The 16,552-nt window shown below is 67.3% G+C and carries 8 protein-coding genes and 1 tRNA gene; all 9 read right to left on the reverse strand.

What is annotated here, in order from left to right; translation table 11 throughout:
* Window positions 1-86: 86 nt before the first annotated feature.
* The 9 genes from QCD75_RS12195 to QCD75_RS12235 all read right to left on the reverse strand — a co-directional run bounded on the left by QCD75_RS12195 (window position 87) and on the right by QCD75_RS12235 (window position 16,482).
* Window positions 87-2,801, reverse strand: a complete 2,715-nt coding sequence (locus QCD75_RS12195; RefSeq protein WP_301228923.1) for a helix-turn-helix transcriptional regulator — start codon at window positions 2,799-2,801, stop codon at window positions 87-89.
* Window positions 2,802-2,867: 66 nt separating this feature from the next.
* Window positions 2,868-5,603, reverse strand: a complete 2,736-nt coding sequence (locus tag QCD75_RS12200; RefSeq protein WP_301228925.1) for a LuxR C-terminal-related transcriptional regulator — start codon at window positions 5,601-5,603, stop codon at window positions 2,868-2,870.
* A gap of 938 nt (window positions 5,604-6,541) precedes the next feature.
* Window positions 6,542-9,259, reverse strand: coding sequence for a helix-turn-helix transcriptional regulator (locus QCD75_RS12205; protein WP_301228927.1), 2,718 nt, complete (start codon window positions 9,257-9,259; stop codon window positions 6,542-6,544).
* A complete protein-coding gene (locus QCD75_RS12210; RefSeq protein ID WP_301228928.1) occupies window positions 9,246-11,990 on the reverse strand; it encodes a helix-turn-helix transcriptional regulator in 2,745 nt (914 codons plus the stop codon). The genes QCD75_RS12205 and QCD75_RS12210 overlap by 14 nt, the downstream gene beginning before the upstream one ends.
* 177 nt (window positions 11,991-12,167) lie before the next feature.
* Complete coding sequence (gene pth / locus QCD75_RS12215) at window positions 12,168-12,755, reverse strand: aminoacyl-tRNA hydrolase (RefSeq protein WP_301228929.1); 588 nt, start codon at window positions 12,753-12,755, stop codon at window positions 12,168-12,170.
* A 110-nt stretch (window positions 12,756-12,865) separates the two neighbouring features.
* Complete coding sequence (locus QCD75_RS12220) at window positions 12,866-13,468, reverse strand: 50S ribosomal protein L25/general stress protein Ctc (protein WP_301228931.1); 603 nt, start codon at window positions 13,466-13,468, stop codon at window positions 12,866-12,868.
* A gap of 264 nt (window positions 13,469-13,732) precedes the next feature.
* Complete coding sequence (locus tag QCD75_RS12225; RefSeq protein ID WP_226761891.1) at window positions 13,733-14,713, reverse strand: ribose-phosphate diphosphokinase; 981 nt, start codon at window positions 14,711-14,713, stop codon at window positions 13,733-13,735.
* Window positions 14,714-14,718: 5 nt separating this feature from the next.
* The gene (gene glmU / locus QCD75_RS12230) at window positions 14,719-16,200 is read right to left on the reverse strand and encodes a bifunctional UDP-N-acetylglucosamine diphosphorylase/glucosamine-1-phosphate N-acetyltransferase GlmU (protein WP_301228934.1); all 1,482 of its coding nucleotides are present in this window, start codon (window positions 16,198-16,200) and stop codon (window positions 14,719-14,721) included.
* Window positions 16,201-16,410: 210 nt separating this feature from the next.
* Window positions 16,411-16,482: transfer RNA gene (locus QCD75_RS12235), tRNA-Gln, on the reverse strand.
* Window positions 16,483-16,552: the final 70 nt, after the last annotated feature.

Raw genomic sequence — 16,552 nt, forward strand, 5'->3', positions numbered from 1 at the left:
GCGCCTCCGGGTTGTCCGGGCTTGTCCAAGGTTGTCCCGTGCTGTCCAGTGTTGTCCCGGGTTGTCCCGCTGGGGGTGCACGGGCCTCAGGGCCGGTGGGAATCGCCGCCCGTGTCGATCAGGTCAACCCGCCGGCTGACGCCCAGTTTGGCGAAGACCCGGTAAAGGTGTCCTTCCACTGTCCGCTGGGACACGCAGAGCCGGCTGGCGATCTCGGCGTTTGTGGCACCGCCGGACACCAGGTCCAGGATTTCGGTCTCCCGGGCGGTGAGTTCCGCGTCCTGTTCCGCACGGACCAGGTCAATGTGGGCGGCCATCCCGGCAGCCGTCATCCGGTTCTGGATCTTGCGCTGGACCGCCAGCAGTTTGCGCTTGTCCGTGGTCTCGGCCAGGCACCGCTCCGCCTGCTGCGCCGCCTCCAGCGCCAGCAACACGTAGCCGGCACGCAGCGCCTTGTCACTGATCCGGACGAGTTCGGCGTCGTCGGCATGCAACACGGCGATCGCATAGTCGTGCAGCATGCCGGCCTCCCGCCCCTCGACCGCGAGGCTGCTGAGGGCAAGGCCGTCCGCGGCTTCGGTGTCCCCGCGGCGCACGGCAAGCCGCCTGATGTCCGTCTCCACCGCCCGCAATCCCTGCCGTTTAGCCTCCGCTGCCAGGCCGGTGAGTCTCCTGCTGACGTCACCGACCCCGCATGGTGCTCCGCTGGCAGCGGTGGAATACGCCTCGGCGAGCAGCGGGACCGCCCCCGGCCCCCGGTATCGGGACTGCCGGAAGGCGGTCGCATGCTCCTGAGCCTCCCGCATGTGTCCCACCACGGACGCGGCATAGGCTGCCACGGCATGGGCCAGGGGCAGGAGCTCCCAGAGGTCGGCAATTGTGAGTTCCTCGACGCCGAGAACGAGTTCGGCAATGCCCTCGGGCATGCGGCCCTGGCGGACGCGGGCGAGGCCCCTCATCAGGTGCAGGATGCCACCACTGATCAACAGCCTCGTAGGGTACTGAGCCTCGTACTCATCGAGGGCAGCGGCGAGCGCCTCCCACTCCCCCGCCCAGTTCAAGCTCAGGCTGTAACGCACCAGCAGATCTTCGTAGACGAGCGGCAACGCCGTGCCCCAGCTTTGCGCCCCCTGCCAGGCATCGCGGGCGAGCCCAATGCCCTCCGCGACCCTGCCCTTGGCACAGAGCAGCTCGGCGAGCAGCGACTCCGCCGGAAGCTTGATTTCCGGCCGCTCCCCGGCGGCCACGACCAGCTGGCTTAGCCTGCCCTCCCGGTCCTCATGGCCGCCCTTCAGCTGGCTGCCGGGGATTCCCGCTGCACCGGCAACCGGGGCCGGATCCAGCCACGACGGGCACGCGGGGGCTGGAACCGCTGCTGCCGGTTCACTTCCGGCCGGAGCCGTTGTGGAGGCTGGCCCGACGGCCGGTTCTGTTGCGGGCGCCGGCCCGGCGGCGCCCGCGGATGAGGTGCCGGCCACCGGCGCCTTTGCTGGTCGGCCCAGGCGCCCGGACAACAATGCCGCCATGTAGCGGGATCTTTGGTCTACGAGGGGTTCCGCGAGCTGAAGGAATTTCGCGGACTGCTCGCGGTCGCCGAGCAGATACCGTGCATAGGCGATCTGCAGCCGGGCCTCGGGAATCATCGCATCGTCGGAAATGGCCTCGGCGGTCCTCAGCGCAGCCGGGGCATCAAGGTTGGCATTAGCCGTACACGCCGCCTTGAGGAGCTGGTCCGCCGGGACGACAGCTCCGGAATCCAGGGCCCACCGGACCCGGTTGAGGAATGCGTCCGGGTGCACCGTTGTTCCCGACGGAAGGGACACGAAGCTGGCACGCAATCCCGCGCTCCTGCCGGCCGGCACCCAACGGCGGATGATCTCGCCGATTAGGGGACTCGCGGGACGTACGGTCCGGTCGCCGCCGCGTGAAACGCTGATGATGCCGGCCCTTTCCAGGGCGTCGACAGCCTTCGGGCCGCCAAATCCCAGTAGCTGGCCGAGCGAAAGTGGTCCGGCCAGGGCAACAATGGAGGCAGCTGTCCTTTCCTCGGGCGACATCGACCGCAGTTCGTGGCCAATCAAGTCAGCGACGGGGATATCGGACATGCCGGGAGCTGAAAGAAGGAACCAGATGCCGTGGCGCATTCCCAGGGCCCCGGTCTCGCGGGCGTGTTCAATCAGCGAAAGCAGCATAAACGGGTTTCCGGCCGAGGCATCCGCGAACACCGCGCTGGCCCAGGGCGAGACATCCGCGCGCAGGACTTGCTCGCAGAGCTGGTGCACCTCGGCCCGGGTGAGCGGCTCCAGGTCAAACTTCGCCAGGATCCCGTCATCCCAGAGGGCCAGGAATTCCTCGGGGATCAGCAAACCGGGCCGGCAGGTGGCCAGCACGCTGGCGGCTCCGGTGGCAACGGCCTGGGCAACAAGCTGCGTAGTCCCGCGGTCCAGGCACTGGGCGTCGTCGATCACGAAGAGCGGCCTGCTGGGCTGCGACTTGATGTTGTCCGTCACGGCCTTGACGACGGCGGAAAAGGAGTCCAGGTCGTGCGCCGGCAGCTGGCCGAGATAGGGCGACAGCGCGCCGAAAGGCACGGCCGACAGTGCCGGAGTTGCTGCGAGGCGAATCACGGCAGTGTGCGGCCGGAGCTCCCGGATGACCGCCCGGGAAACGGCCGTCTTCCCGGTGCCCGGGTTGCCCACGATGAGGGCGCCGGATTTTCCGTCGTCACGCAGGCATCGAACAATGTCCTTCACGACGCCGGACCTGCCAACCAGCGCGGCGGACTCAGTCAGGCTTTCCACCAGCCGCCCTCCCTGCTGCGGCGCGGCGGTTCCCGAACGGGCCCCGGGGCTGGCGGGCCGGGCCGGTTAGCCGAGGCGAGCGTGTTCCACCGGTCCGGAGATGACATCTTTGAGTTCCGACCTGCTTGCGACGTGGAGTTTGGCGTACACCTGGTACAGGTGTCCCTCAACCGTGCGGACGGAAACGTGCATCTCATCGGCGATCTTCCGGTTGGAGGTACCCGCGGCCGCCCGGACCGCCACCTCGGATTCCCGGGCCGTCAACGTCGAGGTCAGCAGGGAGAGCACACCCTTTCTCGGGTTCCCGAACCGGTCTTCCAAGGACTGCTGGGTGCGCTGGGCCATCCTGAGGGAGATGCGGTTCCCGGCATCGTTGGCGCAGCTGACAGCCTTTCTCGTCACGTCCCTGGCGAAGACGGCGTGTCCGGCGGCATCGGCGTCCTTGGACGTGGCCAGCAATTCCTCGCTGTCGGCATCCTTGAGGCCGTCTGCGAGACGCGAGCACAGGCCGGCGAAGTGCCCCGTAACCTGGCCCGCAAGATCGCTCAGTTTTTGGCCGGCCTGGCGGTCCCCCAGTCTGGCCACCGCCGAGAGGAACTGGAGCCCGGTGGCCAGCGCGGAGGCTTCGGCGTCAACGTCTGCTTCCTGCTTCAGCGCGCGGAGGGCCTCGGTCTTTTGGCCGATTTCCGCTTTGGCGGATAGCTCGAAATACCGTGTGATCCGATTCACCAGCCACGACGCCCGGGGCATCGGCTCCTCGACCTCCATCAGCAGGGCGGCCGCTTTTTCCTCATCGCCCTGGAGCGCGAACGCATAGGCGCACGCGGCCGTTGCGAGACCGGCAACAGCATCCGGATCGTGCACGCTGAGCTGCCAGACCCCGGCCTGCAGCCGCTGGATTGCCCGAGTTAGGTAACCCCGGTGGAGGTCGACGATCCCCTGTCCGATCTCGAACATGCCGCCCAGCCTGGCCTGCTCGTCCCAGGACTCAGAAGTGGCCGCGATGAAGTCTGCGGCCTCCCGGAACTTTGCCGAGAGCAGCAGGAGGAGCAGGAACCGGCCCCTGACCTCCCGGATCGAGCCATCGGCCAGGTCCATGGTGGCGGCGGCGAGAATGACCTGCCTGCCCAGCCCCACAGCGCCCAGGATGTCTCCGGTGACAGCCATCGCCTCACAAAGCAGGCTCGCCGCCATGATCTTGGCTTCGCTGCCCAGGTCGCTGGAATCCACATCCTGGAACATTTGCAGGACATCACCGTACCGGCCTTCGAAAACGGCGAGCTCGGCGTAAGCCAGGCGCACCCGCTCAGCCACGGAGCCCAGCTTCGCCCCGGCATCCCCGGACATCGTGAGCCGCAGCTCGATGTCCTGCAACCTGGCCAGTGCGTTTGACGCGGCCACGGGGCTGCGCCTGTCCAGCTCTGCCCACAGCAGCTGAAGTGCGGCCCACTGATCCAAAGCCAGACTGTCACCGGCCCGCTTTTCAACGTCAGTGAGGACTCTTCGGGCTGCTTCGTCATTGTGAAGGGTAATGAAGGCACGGGCAGATTCAACGGCCACTTCCGCCAGCTTGTCTTGTCCGGCGATTTCCCGGGTGAACCGCAGGGCGGACTGCGGATCGGACGCGTCGTTCGCGAGGCGGGCTGCGGCCAGGGCCAGCTGGGGATCCACCTCTTCCCCGCAGTCCAGTGCCCACGCGACCGCGGTGGATCCCGTGTATTCGTCCATGTCCAGGTCCTGGAGCACAGCGCCGAGCCGACGGCGGAGCTCCGCACTGCGGCCTGGCGGAACGACGCTGGCGACGATGCCGGCGGTTACCGGGTTGGCGATGCTCACCATAGGCGGATGTTCATGGCTGACGTGGATCAGCGCGCGCTCCTGGAGGGTGTCGATGTCCTGCGCCTTGGAGACGCTCATCAGGGTCTGCAGGGGCAGGGCTCCGGCGAGCGATAAGAGTTCAAATACATCGCGCTGGCCCGGGCTGAGCCGGTTGAGGCGGGCTTTCAGCACGTCCCGGATTTCACCGGCCAGCGCCACCGGGCGGTCCCCCAAAACCCAGGAATCCTCATGGCGGACAATCGTTCCCAGCTTGATCTGCTCCCGCGCCAGGGAGTGCAGGAAGAGCGCATTGCCCCCGCTGGCGTTCCACAGCGCGCGTGCCGCGGCGTGGGAAAAGTGTCCACCATACTCCTGGGCGAGGCTGTCCGCCGTTTCGCGGAAATCGAAGGGGCCAAGGTCCACCCGGCGGAGCAGGTCATCTTTCCAGAGGCCCATGATGTCGCTGCCCAGATTGGGCAGGTCAACGCACGCGGCGAGCAGCAGAACGTGGCCGCCGGCGCAGAGCTGCGCAACCATCATGGTGGAGAGCTCATCCAGGTCATGGGCATTATCGACAAAGAGTACGACGCTGCGGCCCTGGGCACGGGTATGGAGCAGCTGGGTCAGGCCCCGCAGCACCATCAGCGGGTGCTCAAGATGGGAGGCGTCCAGATCGTTAAGCAGTACGCTGAGGGCGCCGTACGGGAGCTTGGAGGAAATGGAGCTGCCCCGGACCTGAACTACCAGGTACTCGTCACCGAGCTTTTCCAGGGAACGCTGGGCAATAAAGGACTTGCCGGCCCCGTGTTCCCCCACAATCACTGCGCCGCAACCGGATCCCGTGGTCAGGGCCGCGACGACGTCGACAACGGTTTGGTGCCGCGTGTAATGCTTCCCTTGCCATGCCTTCCCCTGGCGTTGGGCGGCTGAAATCATATCTGTTCTGCCGCTGCCCGAGGACAGGCCGGCTTCTTGCTGAAACATGAGAGAGACCTTCGCAATCAAAGTATTGACTACCGATATCTCCAACATATTGACAGCAGGAAAGTTGGGGATGCGTATGCGCTACTCGATTACCGGCGCGGGGACGGGACTTGGGCTACGTGGCTGTACTCAGGATCCGCAGGCAGTGCGGTGGTCAATACCAAGTAGTCATACCGTCCGCATGGCCGGTGCCCCGTGATCGTTGGCGCGGGGCGCTCCTGCCGACGAAAGCGTCGTAGGGCTGCCGTTTGGGTTGATGCCACGGCTCCGGACGGCTGCCGTTTGGCTGTGAATCTGCGGCCCGGTGCCAGCACAGTCCTGGCACGGCCGCCCGGCCTGCGGGCGGCCGAGCCAGGACTGCGGCCACTGAAAAACTTAGGGAGCCGACGGCGGCTGGGGGGAGGAACCTCGGTCTCAGAAGGTTCCGACGCCGTCGGCTCCGTCAAAGGGGTTCACGCACTGGGCGGGAACCATTTGGGGAGACCATTTCAGAATGCGTTTAGTATCTATGGAACCGGCGCGGACCATCATTCCCCACGCCAGCGGTCCTGGCAGCTTCATCGGAAGGCCTGGGCCGCATCTGCGTTGATGGCTCCACGTTCAAAGTCCTTTGTCGTGTGGTTCCTGGTGCTGACTACAATCTAGCGAACGGAACGCCGACGGCGCACCGGTAGTGCGTACTCGAATTCGTGGCGGGTTCCGAACGAAGCGCGATCGAGGGTACTTGCCCTGGCGGCCGGCTTCCGACGCTTCCGCGGCCCGGCTACGCGGTCCCCATACGCGGCCGGCCTGGAGCCTACTTGCCGGCCACCCCGAGCTACGCACGCGGGGCGGCCAGGGGCGCCGGATCCTTCCGGCCGCCGGGCACCCGGGCCGCCACGGCGGGCGAAAGGACGCCACGGCGGGCGAAAGGACGCCACTGCGCAAAGGGGCGGAGGCTAGGAGGGGGACACTCCGGGCAACTGATCCCGGCCCTTGACGTTGAGCTTGGCGTAGCTGCGGTACAAGTGGCCCTCGACCGTCCGGATGGACACCTGCAGTTCGGCGGCGATCTGGCGGTCGCTGAGGCCCCGCACCGCCAGTGCCACGATGTCGCGCTCACGCCGTGTCAGCAAACCGAGGGCGTCGGTCTCGGTTTGCTGTTCCTCGCCATCGATGCTGTCTGCCCTGTCCAGGCACCGTTTCCGCTGGGACATCGCCATGCGCTCCCTGAGGGTGTCGCCGGCTGCCCGGAAACTGTTCGCGGCGGCATCATAGGCCAGGGCCGCGAAGCCCCAGAGCCCGGCATCTTCGCAGCTCTTGCCCGCGTCCAGATGGTCCGCGGCCAGATCGGTGCTGACCGCAGCCGCATAGCGACAGAGCGCGGCGGCCCGGGGACCCTCCAGCGCGGGCTGCAGTTCAAGCAGCCGGGACGCGGAGTTCCGGTCCCCCAGGGCAAGGCAGAAGGAAAGCGAGTCCAATTCCAGGCCGGCCGTGGAAGCATCGCCATGCGGCCGGCCCAGCGTCCGGAGCTCGTCGACAGCACCCGGGTAATTGCCAAGCCGGGCTTTTCCGTAGGCGACTGCCATTTGCGAGAGGATGCGCAGGTAGCGTGACACGGCCCGTGGCGCCGCCTCGTAGTCGCCGAGGAAGGCTGCGGCCCGGTCTTTGAAGCCGACTTCCGCGGCCGCGGCGAAGGCCATCGAGGCCGTCAGGGCAAAGAGCTGCTGGGGATCCGCGAGGCGCAGTGATTCCAGGGCCGCACTGAGGGCGTTCACGGCCTGGGCGGCCTTGCCCTGGTACAGCAGGATGATGCCGTGCGCGGCGTGGACTCCCCCGCCGAACGAGATGAGGTTCGGTCCCTGGCCGGCGGCTGCTTCGGCCAGGAGGGTTCCGGCTGCGTCCCAGTCACCGCCGTGGATCACGGCCGCGGCTGCCCGGGCCACGAGGAACTCCGTCAGGACGTACAGTTCGTCCTGTCCGGAACCTGCCGTTTCCAGGGCCTTGGACGCCGCCGCGAACGCCTGGACCGCTTTGCCCTGCACCAGGAGCTGCTCCGATTCCAGGGCCAGCCTGAAGGCGGCCTCGAGGGAGTTGGCGGGCGGCCCTGGCAGGCCGGCCTCCGGTTCGGTCCCCGTGCCGGCACCGGCCGGGTACTCGCCTGCCAGTGCGGACACCATGGCATGCATGGTGGCGTAGCGTTCCCTGGTGGCCCCGAGGATTTCCTCGGCATCTTTCGGATTTTCGCTGGCCAGCCGCTCCCCTGCCGTCAGGAGGGCCCGGGCGCGGTCCATGATCTCGGCCGGCGAATGACCGAGAGCGGACAGCACCGCGGCCCACATCAGGGTTCCGGTAAGGAGTACAGCAACACTGTGTCCCTTGGCGAAGTCGGCCTCCAGGATGTCCCGGGCGGCCGCGTAGTCCGAGGTGTTGAAGTAGGTCCGTGCCGTCACGGCCCGGGCCGCCACCTGCAGGTCCGGGTCCTTGACCAGGGCGGCGGCCTTTCGTGCCAGCTCGTCCTCGTAGAGCCTGCTGGCCAGGACGGCTGCGCGCAACAGCTGCCGGTCATCCACGTCTGCTCCGCATTCCAACGACCAGCTCACTTGGCGCAGCAAGCCTTCTGCTGACGTCGGCTCGCTGTCCATGAGCCGCAGGAGGCTCTGGCGGAGCTGCAGGCTGCGTGCGGGCGAAATCAGGTGGCGGAGCGTGTCGGCGTAGATCGTGTGCCACAGCCGCAGTTGAGGGTGTGGTGCCGGCGTGACGCGGATCAACTCGTGTTCGATGAGTGCAGCCACCGGGACCTCGCCCACGGTCGACTCAATGAGCTCACGGGACACCGGTTCGGCCAGGGCAATCAGGTTCAGGGCCTGGCGTTCTTCCGGCGAGCGCCGGAGCAACTGCCGGCGCACAACGTCGGTCAGGCGGTCCCCGTGGCTTTGGAGGGCACGCGTTAGCAGCCACACTCCGTTGCGTTGCAGCAGTGAACCGTCACTTTTAGCGTCATCGATCAGCCCTCGGAGCAGCAGCGGGTTGCCCTCGGAGGCTTCCCAGAGGATTTCGGCGGTGTTCGGAAGTATCCGGGATCCCAGCGTGCGTTCCAGTATGCCGTTCGTCTGCTGCTGTGTCAGTGGACGGAGGTCAATGCGTTCCGCAATGCCTTCAAACCACAATTGCAGCAGCGGCTCCGGCAGGCCCGGGCGGGTGGCGGCGGCTACCAGGAGTTTGGCCCAGCCCGCGGCGGCGAGTTCCACTAGGATCCCGGCCGTCGACTCATCAAGGTCATGGGCGTCATCGACGATCAGCAGCAGCGGCTTCCCAGACGCGCGGCGCTCTTCCTCCAGCCTGGCCCAGAAGGTCCTGAGCACCGCCAGCTGTGAGGTGGCATCCTGAACGGGCAGTCCGACGATGAAGGGGCCCAGTACGCCGTACGGAACATTGGCCAGCGAAGGGCTGCCGTGGATGCGCACGGGCGTCACCGCCGTCTGCAGTTCGGCCACCACGGCTTCCAGCAGCGCGGACTTGCCGATCCCGCTGTCCCCGAGCAACAGGGCCGCGACGTGGGTGTTCCCTTGGATGGCCTCCACCGCCGACCGCAGGTCCTCCGTCCGCCCGATCAGGGCGTCCTTGGATTCTTCTGTCGCGTCGGGGGCGGCTGCGCGCTTCCTAGATGAGTCCAAGCAGATCACTTCGCGAAGAAACTCCGAGCTTGGTGAACACCTGGTACAGGTGGCCTTCCACCGTTCTGACTGAGATGCCGATGGCCAGGGCAATGTCCTTGTTCGAAACACCGTTCCCGGCGAGGGCAGCTATCTGCCGCTCCCTGTCCGTGAGCAGCGGCCCCTTGTTCCGGGGCATGATCGGCAGCGCCGGTACGGAGTCCGCAAGGCCCTCCAGGATGGCGTGCGCGGCGTGGGCTTTCCCGCTCAGGCCCGCGGCCTTGGCGAAGTCGAAGGCGAGGGCGGCGCATCTGGCCTGCACTGCGTCGAGTTCCATGGCCGCGGCCTGGGAGGCGGCTTCCAGCATGATGGCGGCGTCCTTCTTCCGGCTGCCTACGGCAACGGTCCGGGACAGCTCCGCAAGCGGCCCCTGCCGCAGCGCAGCGATCTCCTCCATGAACTGGAAGTCCTTGGTGGTGCCGTTGACCGTCGCGCCGAGCATGCAGATCCCGGCCAGGGTGTAGCGGCCCGCCCGGTAGTGTTCCTCGGCCGAGCGGACCAGCCGGTCCTTGGCCTCCGGGTCACCAAGCCAGCGCGAGGCCATGTCCAGACAGAAGTCCGCGGAGCTGCGGACCGCAAAGCGGGCGGGGCCGTCGGCCGACCGGGCCCGGTCCAGGTAGACCGTGGCCTGCACGGAATTGCCGGTCTGGGCGTAGGCGAAGGCAGTGGCCGCGTAGGCCTGCCGCAACGAATGCAGGCTCGCCCGGACTTCGAGTTGCGCGATCGCGGCCAAGAGCGGGTCAAGGGCCATGTAGCCGCGCCCAGCGTAGACGTAGGCGAGTCCCACGGCCAGATCAGTGGACGCGCTGCCGGAATGCAGCCCGTGGCCGGCCCGGCCGCTGGCGTCCTTGAGCATGTCGATGCTCTGGCGCCATTGTCCGGACAGCAGCAGCACGTTAAAGGACCGCCAGGCGTAGTTCTCGCGGATCCGCGGAACGTTGGACCATTCCCCCAGCTGGCCGCCGATGTCGCGCATCAGCTTGCGGGCCTCGATTTCCTTGCCCGTCATGCAGAGGGCTTCCATCAGGATGATCCCGGACCTGAGCCGGTGGACCGGGTTGATGTCCTCCATATCCGGGGAGGCCGCCGCGGTGAGCCGGTCCATCATGGGCTTGTAGTCTCCGATAAAGGAGAGGTAGTTGAATTCGCAGAGGTCCAGGCACAGGCCGGCCCGGGTCAGCTCCTGCATTGACGCCGCCTGCTGGATCTCACCGAGTTCGTGGAGCCGCAGCCGGGCCTGCCGGATCAGCTCGGGGACCTGCCCGGTCCGGCCCTCGAGCCACGCCATGCAGTCCGCTTTTGCGGCGATCAGCTCTGCATACGCCTCCGCGCCCAGGCTGTTGAGCTGGGCCTCGGAGACGTCGTCCAGGGCAGCCATGGCCTGCAGCGGCAGCCCCAGCTGAAGGTAGGCGGCGGACTTCTGCAGCTGCCCCTCGGTCCATTCCGGTTCCTCCGGACTCAGACTGCCGGCGCATTTGAGCGCAAACTTGGGGTCAAAGAGTTTGACGGCGGCGGCGGCGGCGGCCACGGCGTGGGCAGGTGCCAGCGGCGCGTCGCAGTCGTGGGTCCAGGCGGCGTAGGCCAGCAGGTCCTCCACGGTCAGCTCATTCAGCTCGTCCTGCTGGTGCCCCGGCACCTTGTCCCGCAGCTCGAGCCTGCGCTCCACGCTGAGCCAGTTGCGGACGATGTCGCCCAGGTAGCGGTCTCCGAGCGAAACACGGTGCCGGTCCGTCCGGTCGACCACAATCTGGCCCGCGTCTTCCATGTCCGCGATAATCCCGGGGCTGTACATCCGTGCCAGCCGGGCCAAGGGCAGGGTCCTGGCGCAGGACAACACCTCGATGAGCTCCCGGGCCACGGGGGTTTCCCTGGCATAGCGCGCGCGGACGATGTCCTCCAGCGCCGTACGTCCGTCGAGGACCACCTCATCCACCAGTGTCCAGACGGATCCGGACAGGACGAGGTTGCCGCGTTCGATCTGCTCCGAGACCACGGCCTGGAGCAGGGTCGGGCTGCCGCCGACCAGCTGGTGCAGCTGGCTCGCCAGCGCGCTGGAAACCCGGTGCCCGAGCGCCGCCTTGAGTACCTCAAGGGTTTCGACCTCCGTGAGGTTGGCGAGCCGGACCTCGGCCAGCTGCCCGGAGGTGATGAGCCAGTAGAAGTCCGGCGGCAGGTCCGTCGTGCGCTGGGCAGTGGCGACGAGCCGCGCGGTGCGGGTCTGGAGCAGGTTGAGCAGGACGCCGGTGCTCAGTTCGTCCAGGTTTCCGGCGTTGTCCAGCAGGATGACGCACTTGCGTCCGGCGGCGTCGTCCCGGATCAGGGAGGTGATGCCGTGCAGGATGGCCGTCGGCGATCCGAGGGAGCTTTGGGGCAGGCGGGCGAGCGTGAAGGCCAGGCACCCGTAGGGCGTCGCCGAGCCCGGTCCGGAGGTGCGCAGCTGGAGGGTGTAGACATCGGGTCCGAAGCCCGCGATCGCAGTGCGTCCTACCTGGGTCTTGCCCACACCGCGGTCGCCGGTGATGACCACGCCCATGCGGTCCTCCGCGAGCAGGGCGTTGCGGACCCGGTCGGCGTCGGCATTGCGCGCGAGCCCGGTCCACCTGTGCCGGTCCAGCGGACCGGTTGAAGCCTCTTCTTCGGCGGGTGCCAATGTAGTGGAAACATTTCCCCAGCCCAGCGATTCCCTCGACATCTAGTTTCCTTCGTACCGCTTGGCGGACAGCAAAACCGAGACCGTCCGCTTAGAAGTAGCGTATCCCTATCCCCCGACATGAGAGTAGAGCGATCATATCGGCATTTCTGGACGCTTGGAAGCAATTCAGGGCTGGCGGCGGAGCGTTACGCGGCGGAAGGGCCGCCCGCGTTCGTCCTAGGGTGCCTTCGCGGGGTGGAACTGCTGCTGGGCCGCAAGCAGGCCATCCCGGACCAGGGATTCCACGGCGTCGGCCGCGGTGTCGATCAGGAACGGCAGTTCCTTCTTTTCGGAGCCGGAAAAGTCCTTCAATACGTAGTCGGCGGTGTCCATCCGGCCTGGGGGCCGGCCCACGCCGACCCGCACCCGCAGGTAGTCTTTGGTGGCGATGGCCTTGGAGATATCCCGGAGCCCGTTGTGGCCCCCTTCGCCGCCGCCGAGCTTCAGTTTTACCGTGTTAAAGGGGATGTCGATTTCGTCGTGCACGGCGACGACGTGGCCCGGGTCGATGTCATAGAACCTGGCCAGGGCCGAGACCGGGCCGCCGGAAACGTTCATGTAGCTCAGCGGCTTGGCCAGCACGACCCGCGGTCCGCCGATGCCGAGGCGGCCCTCCACGACCTGGGCACGGGACTTGTGGGACTTGAAGCCGCTCCCGATCCGGGCTGCGAGTTCATCGAGGACCATCTGTCCGACGTTGTGCCGGTTGTGGGCGTACTCCGCCCCCGGGTTGCCAAGGCCTACGATCAGCCAGGTGTCAGTCATGGGTCAGTCCTTTGGTGGGGCAGTGCGGGCCGGGCGGCCAGGATGGGCACGCTGTGCAAACGACGGCGGCCGGGTCCCATCGGGACCCGGCCGCCGCAAAATCGCCGGAACTACTCGGCGGCGACTGCGACCGAAGAACCCTCGGTGGTGTCAGCGGATGCTTCTTCCTCGGAGACCTCGGTGGCCTCGGAGATGTGAACGACCAGCGCCTCGGCGTCGGCCAGCAGTACGGAGCCCTTCGGCAGAACCAGGTCGGCAGCGTGGATGTGCTCGCCGGCGGTGCGGCCCTCGATGCTGACCTCGACGGCGGTCGGCAGGTGGGTTGCCTCGGCCTCAAGGGAGACGGTGTTCATTTCCTGGTTGAACACGTTGCCCGGTGCCAGCTCGCCGGTCACGTGCACGGGAACGTCCACGGTGACCTTCTCGCCGGTGCGGACGGTCAGGAGGTCAAGGTGCTCGATGATCTGCTTGATCGGGTCGCGCTGAATGTCCTTGACCAGGGCGAGGTGCTGTTCGCCGTTGATGTCCAGGGTCAGCAGCGCGTTTGCGCGGCGGACAGCCAGGGTGGTGGACTTCGACGGCAGGGTGATGTGGATCGGGTCGGCGCCGTGGCCGTAGATGACGGCCGGGATCAGGCCCTCCATGCGGGCGCGGCGGGCGAAGCCCTTGCCGAATTCGGTGCGTACTTCTGCTGCAAGCTTCTGCTCAGACATGGATATCTCCTAGTGGACTAGCGGTGATCAGCAAGGGCGGAGGTCTGTTTGCGACCTTCAACGCCGGGTGGCCGTGCGGCCGCCCTTCCGAAGGGAGATTCAGACCCAGTCGATAACGGAGACCAGCAGTCCGGTTAGCCGTGAATACGGGTTACCGGCGCTCTCCCTCGCCAAGGTTCGGTTCAAGGTTACCAGTGCGGGGCCGAATTCCTCTAAACGGCCCCGCACCGGGGGTCGGTTGAGCAGGCTCAACCGAGGGGGGGGTCAGGCGATGCCGTCGAACAGGCTGGTGACGGAGCCGTCGTCGAACACTTCACGGATGGCGCGGGCGATGAGCGGTGCGATGGACAGCACGGTGAGCTGCGGGAAGCGCTTGCTGGCCTCAATCGGCAGGGTATTGGTGACGACGACCTCGCGGGCGCCGGACTCCGACAGCCGCTGGGCCGCGGGGTCGGAGAAGACGGCGTGGGTTGCGGCGATGATGACATCCTTGGCGCCGGCGTTCTTGAGCACCTGGACGGCGCCGGAAATGGTTCCGCCGGTGTCAATCATGTCGTCGATCAGGACGCAGGTGCGGCCCTCGACCTGGCCGACGACCGTCTTGGAGATGGCCTGGTTCGGAACGGTCATGTCGCGGCTCTTGTGCACGAAGGCCAGCGGCGCGCCGCCGAGGCGCTCGGCCCACTGCTCCGCGACCCGGACACGGCCGGTGTCCGGGGAGACGACCGTGATGTTGTCCGCCGCAACGCGGGTGCGGATGTAGTCCGCCAGCAGCGGGATGGCCATGAGGTGGTCCACGGGACCGTCGAAGAAGCCCTGGATCTGCGAGGTGTGCAGGTCAACGCTCATGATGCGGTCGGCGCCGGCGGTCTTGTACAGATCGGCGATCAGGCGCGCCGAGATGGGCTCGCGGCCGCGGCCCTTCTTGTCCTGCCGGGCGTAGGGGTAGAAAGGCGACACCACAGTGATGCGCTGGGCGGAGGCCCGCTTGAGCGAATCGATCATGATGAGCTGTTCCATCAGCCAGTTGTTCAGCGGTGCGGGGTGCGCCTGGATGACGAAGGCGTCGGTGCCCCGCACACTCTCCCCGGCCCGGACGTAGATCTCGCCGTTGGCGAAGTCGTAGGCGTCCAGGGGCAGCAGCTCGGTTCCGAGCTCCTTGGCGATTTCCCTCGCCAGCTCAGGATGCGCGCGCCCAGCGGCAAGCACCAGCTTCTTCTCGCCGCGTGCCGTAATTTCGCTCATTTTTGCTAGCCCTCTTCTGTAGATGCCGGAGTACTGGAGGAAGTTGTGGTGGCGCCGGCGGCCTCGGCCAGGGATGCGGAAATCGAGGCCGGGCGGTTCGCGAGGACCCAGCCCTCGGAATTCTGCTGCTTGGCCAGGGACAGGACCAGGGCACCGGGGGGCACGTCGCGGCGGATCACGGCGCCGGCGCCGCTGTAGGCGCCGTCACCGACCTGGACGGGTGCCACGAAGACAGTGTTGGAACCGGTGCGTACGCCGGAACCGATGACCGTGCGGTGCTTTTTCTCACCGTCGTAGTTCGCGGTGATGTTTCCGCAGCCGATGTTGGTGTCCTCACCGATCTCGGCGTCGCCCGCGTAGCCGAGGTGGGAAAGCTTGGATCCCCGGCCGATGGTGACGTTCTTGGTCTCGTAGAAGGCGCCGATCTTGCCGGTCTCGCCGAGGACGGTGCCGGGGCGCAGGTACGTGAACGGCCCGACGCTGGCCTTCGCACCGATCGTGGCGCCGGAACCGTGCGTGCGGACCACCTTGGCGCCCTCCCCCACGTGGACGTCGGTGAGGGTCGTGTCGGGGCCGACGACGGCGTCGCGCGCCACCGTGGTGGCACCGTGCAGCTGGATGTTGGGCAGCAGCCGCACGTCCTCGTCGAGGGTCACGGTGGCGTCGATCCAGGTGGTGGCCGGGTCCACGACGGTGACGCCGGCCCGCATCCAGGCTTCGACGGTCCGCCGGTTGAGTTCGGCGCCGAGGGCCGAAAGCTGGACCCGGTCGTTGGCGCCTTCAACCTGCCAGCGGTCTTCCGTGACGACGGCGGCGACGCGGCCGCCGGCGGCACGGACCAGGCCCAGCACGTCGGTGAGGTACTTCTCGCCCTGGGCGTTGTCGGTCGTGACGTGGGCCAGCGAGTCGCGGAGCACTGCGGCGTCGAAGGCGTAAATGCCTGAGTTGACCTCACGGATGCCTCGTTCGGCGTCCGTGGCGTCCTTGTGCTCCCGGATTCCGGTGACCGATCCGTCCGCAGCCCGGAGGATGCGGCCGTAGCCGGTGGCGTCGTCCAGGACGGCAGTAAGGACGGTGACGGCGTTGTGCCCGGCCTCGTGGCTGGCGACGAGTTCGGCGAGCAGCTGGCCGGTGAGCAGGGGGACGTCACCGTAGGTGACGACGACGGTGCCACTGAGGGGCCCGCGCGCATCCAGGGCCTGGAGGGCTGCTTCAACGGCCCGGCCGGTGCCGGGAACCTCGTCCTGGTCCACGATCAGGGCGGCCGGGTCCACGGCGTTGATGTGGGCGGCCACGAGGTCGCGTTCATGACGGACAACGAGGGCCAGCTCCTGGGGCCGGATGGTGCGGGCTGCATGGAGGGCGTGGCCGACGAGGGACCTGCCGCCGATCTCGTGGAGGATTTTAGGGGTACGGGACTTCATCCGGGTACCGGCACCTGCAGCTAGGACGATTACGGCGGCTGGGCCGGACTTCTCGGGGCTCACGTACGGCTCTCCTTGCTCAGTGGCTTAGCTCATGCCGCTGCTCGGTGGGATCTGGGTGGCCGGCGGCTGAGGTCTGGTGATGCACCTCCGTTGCCGGATCCGCGCGGTTTGGCCGGACAAGAGTCCGGTCGGGGCGCCAGATTCATCCTACTGGACCCGCACCAGCCCGCGCCCGCCGGGTGCCGTTCCCGGTCCTTCGACGCGCCGCAGTTCCGCCCATAGGACTCGAACCTATACTCCACGGCTCCAAAGGCCGGGGTGCTGCCATTACACCAGGGCGGACCATGCCAAGGCGGTGAGCCTGTGGCACGAGAGTCAATTCTGCCATACTGCGTTGCCGCCGGGTGTTGAC

This window comes from Arthrobacter sp. PsM3 (assembly GCF_030433895.1).
GTDB lineage: Bacteria > Actinomycetota > Actinomycetes > Actinomycetales > Micrococcaceae > Arthrobacter.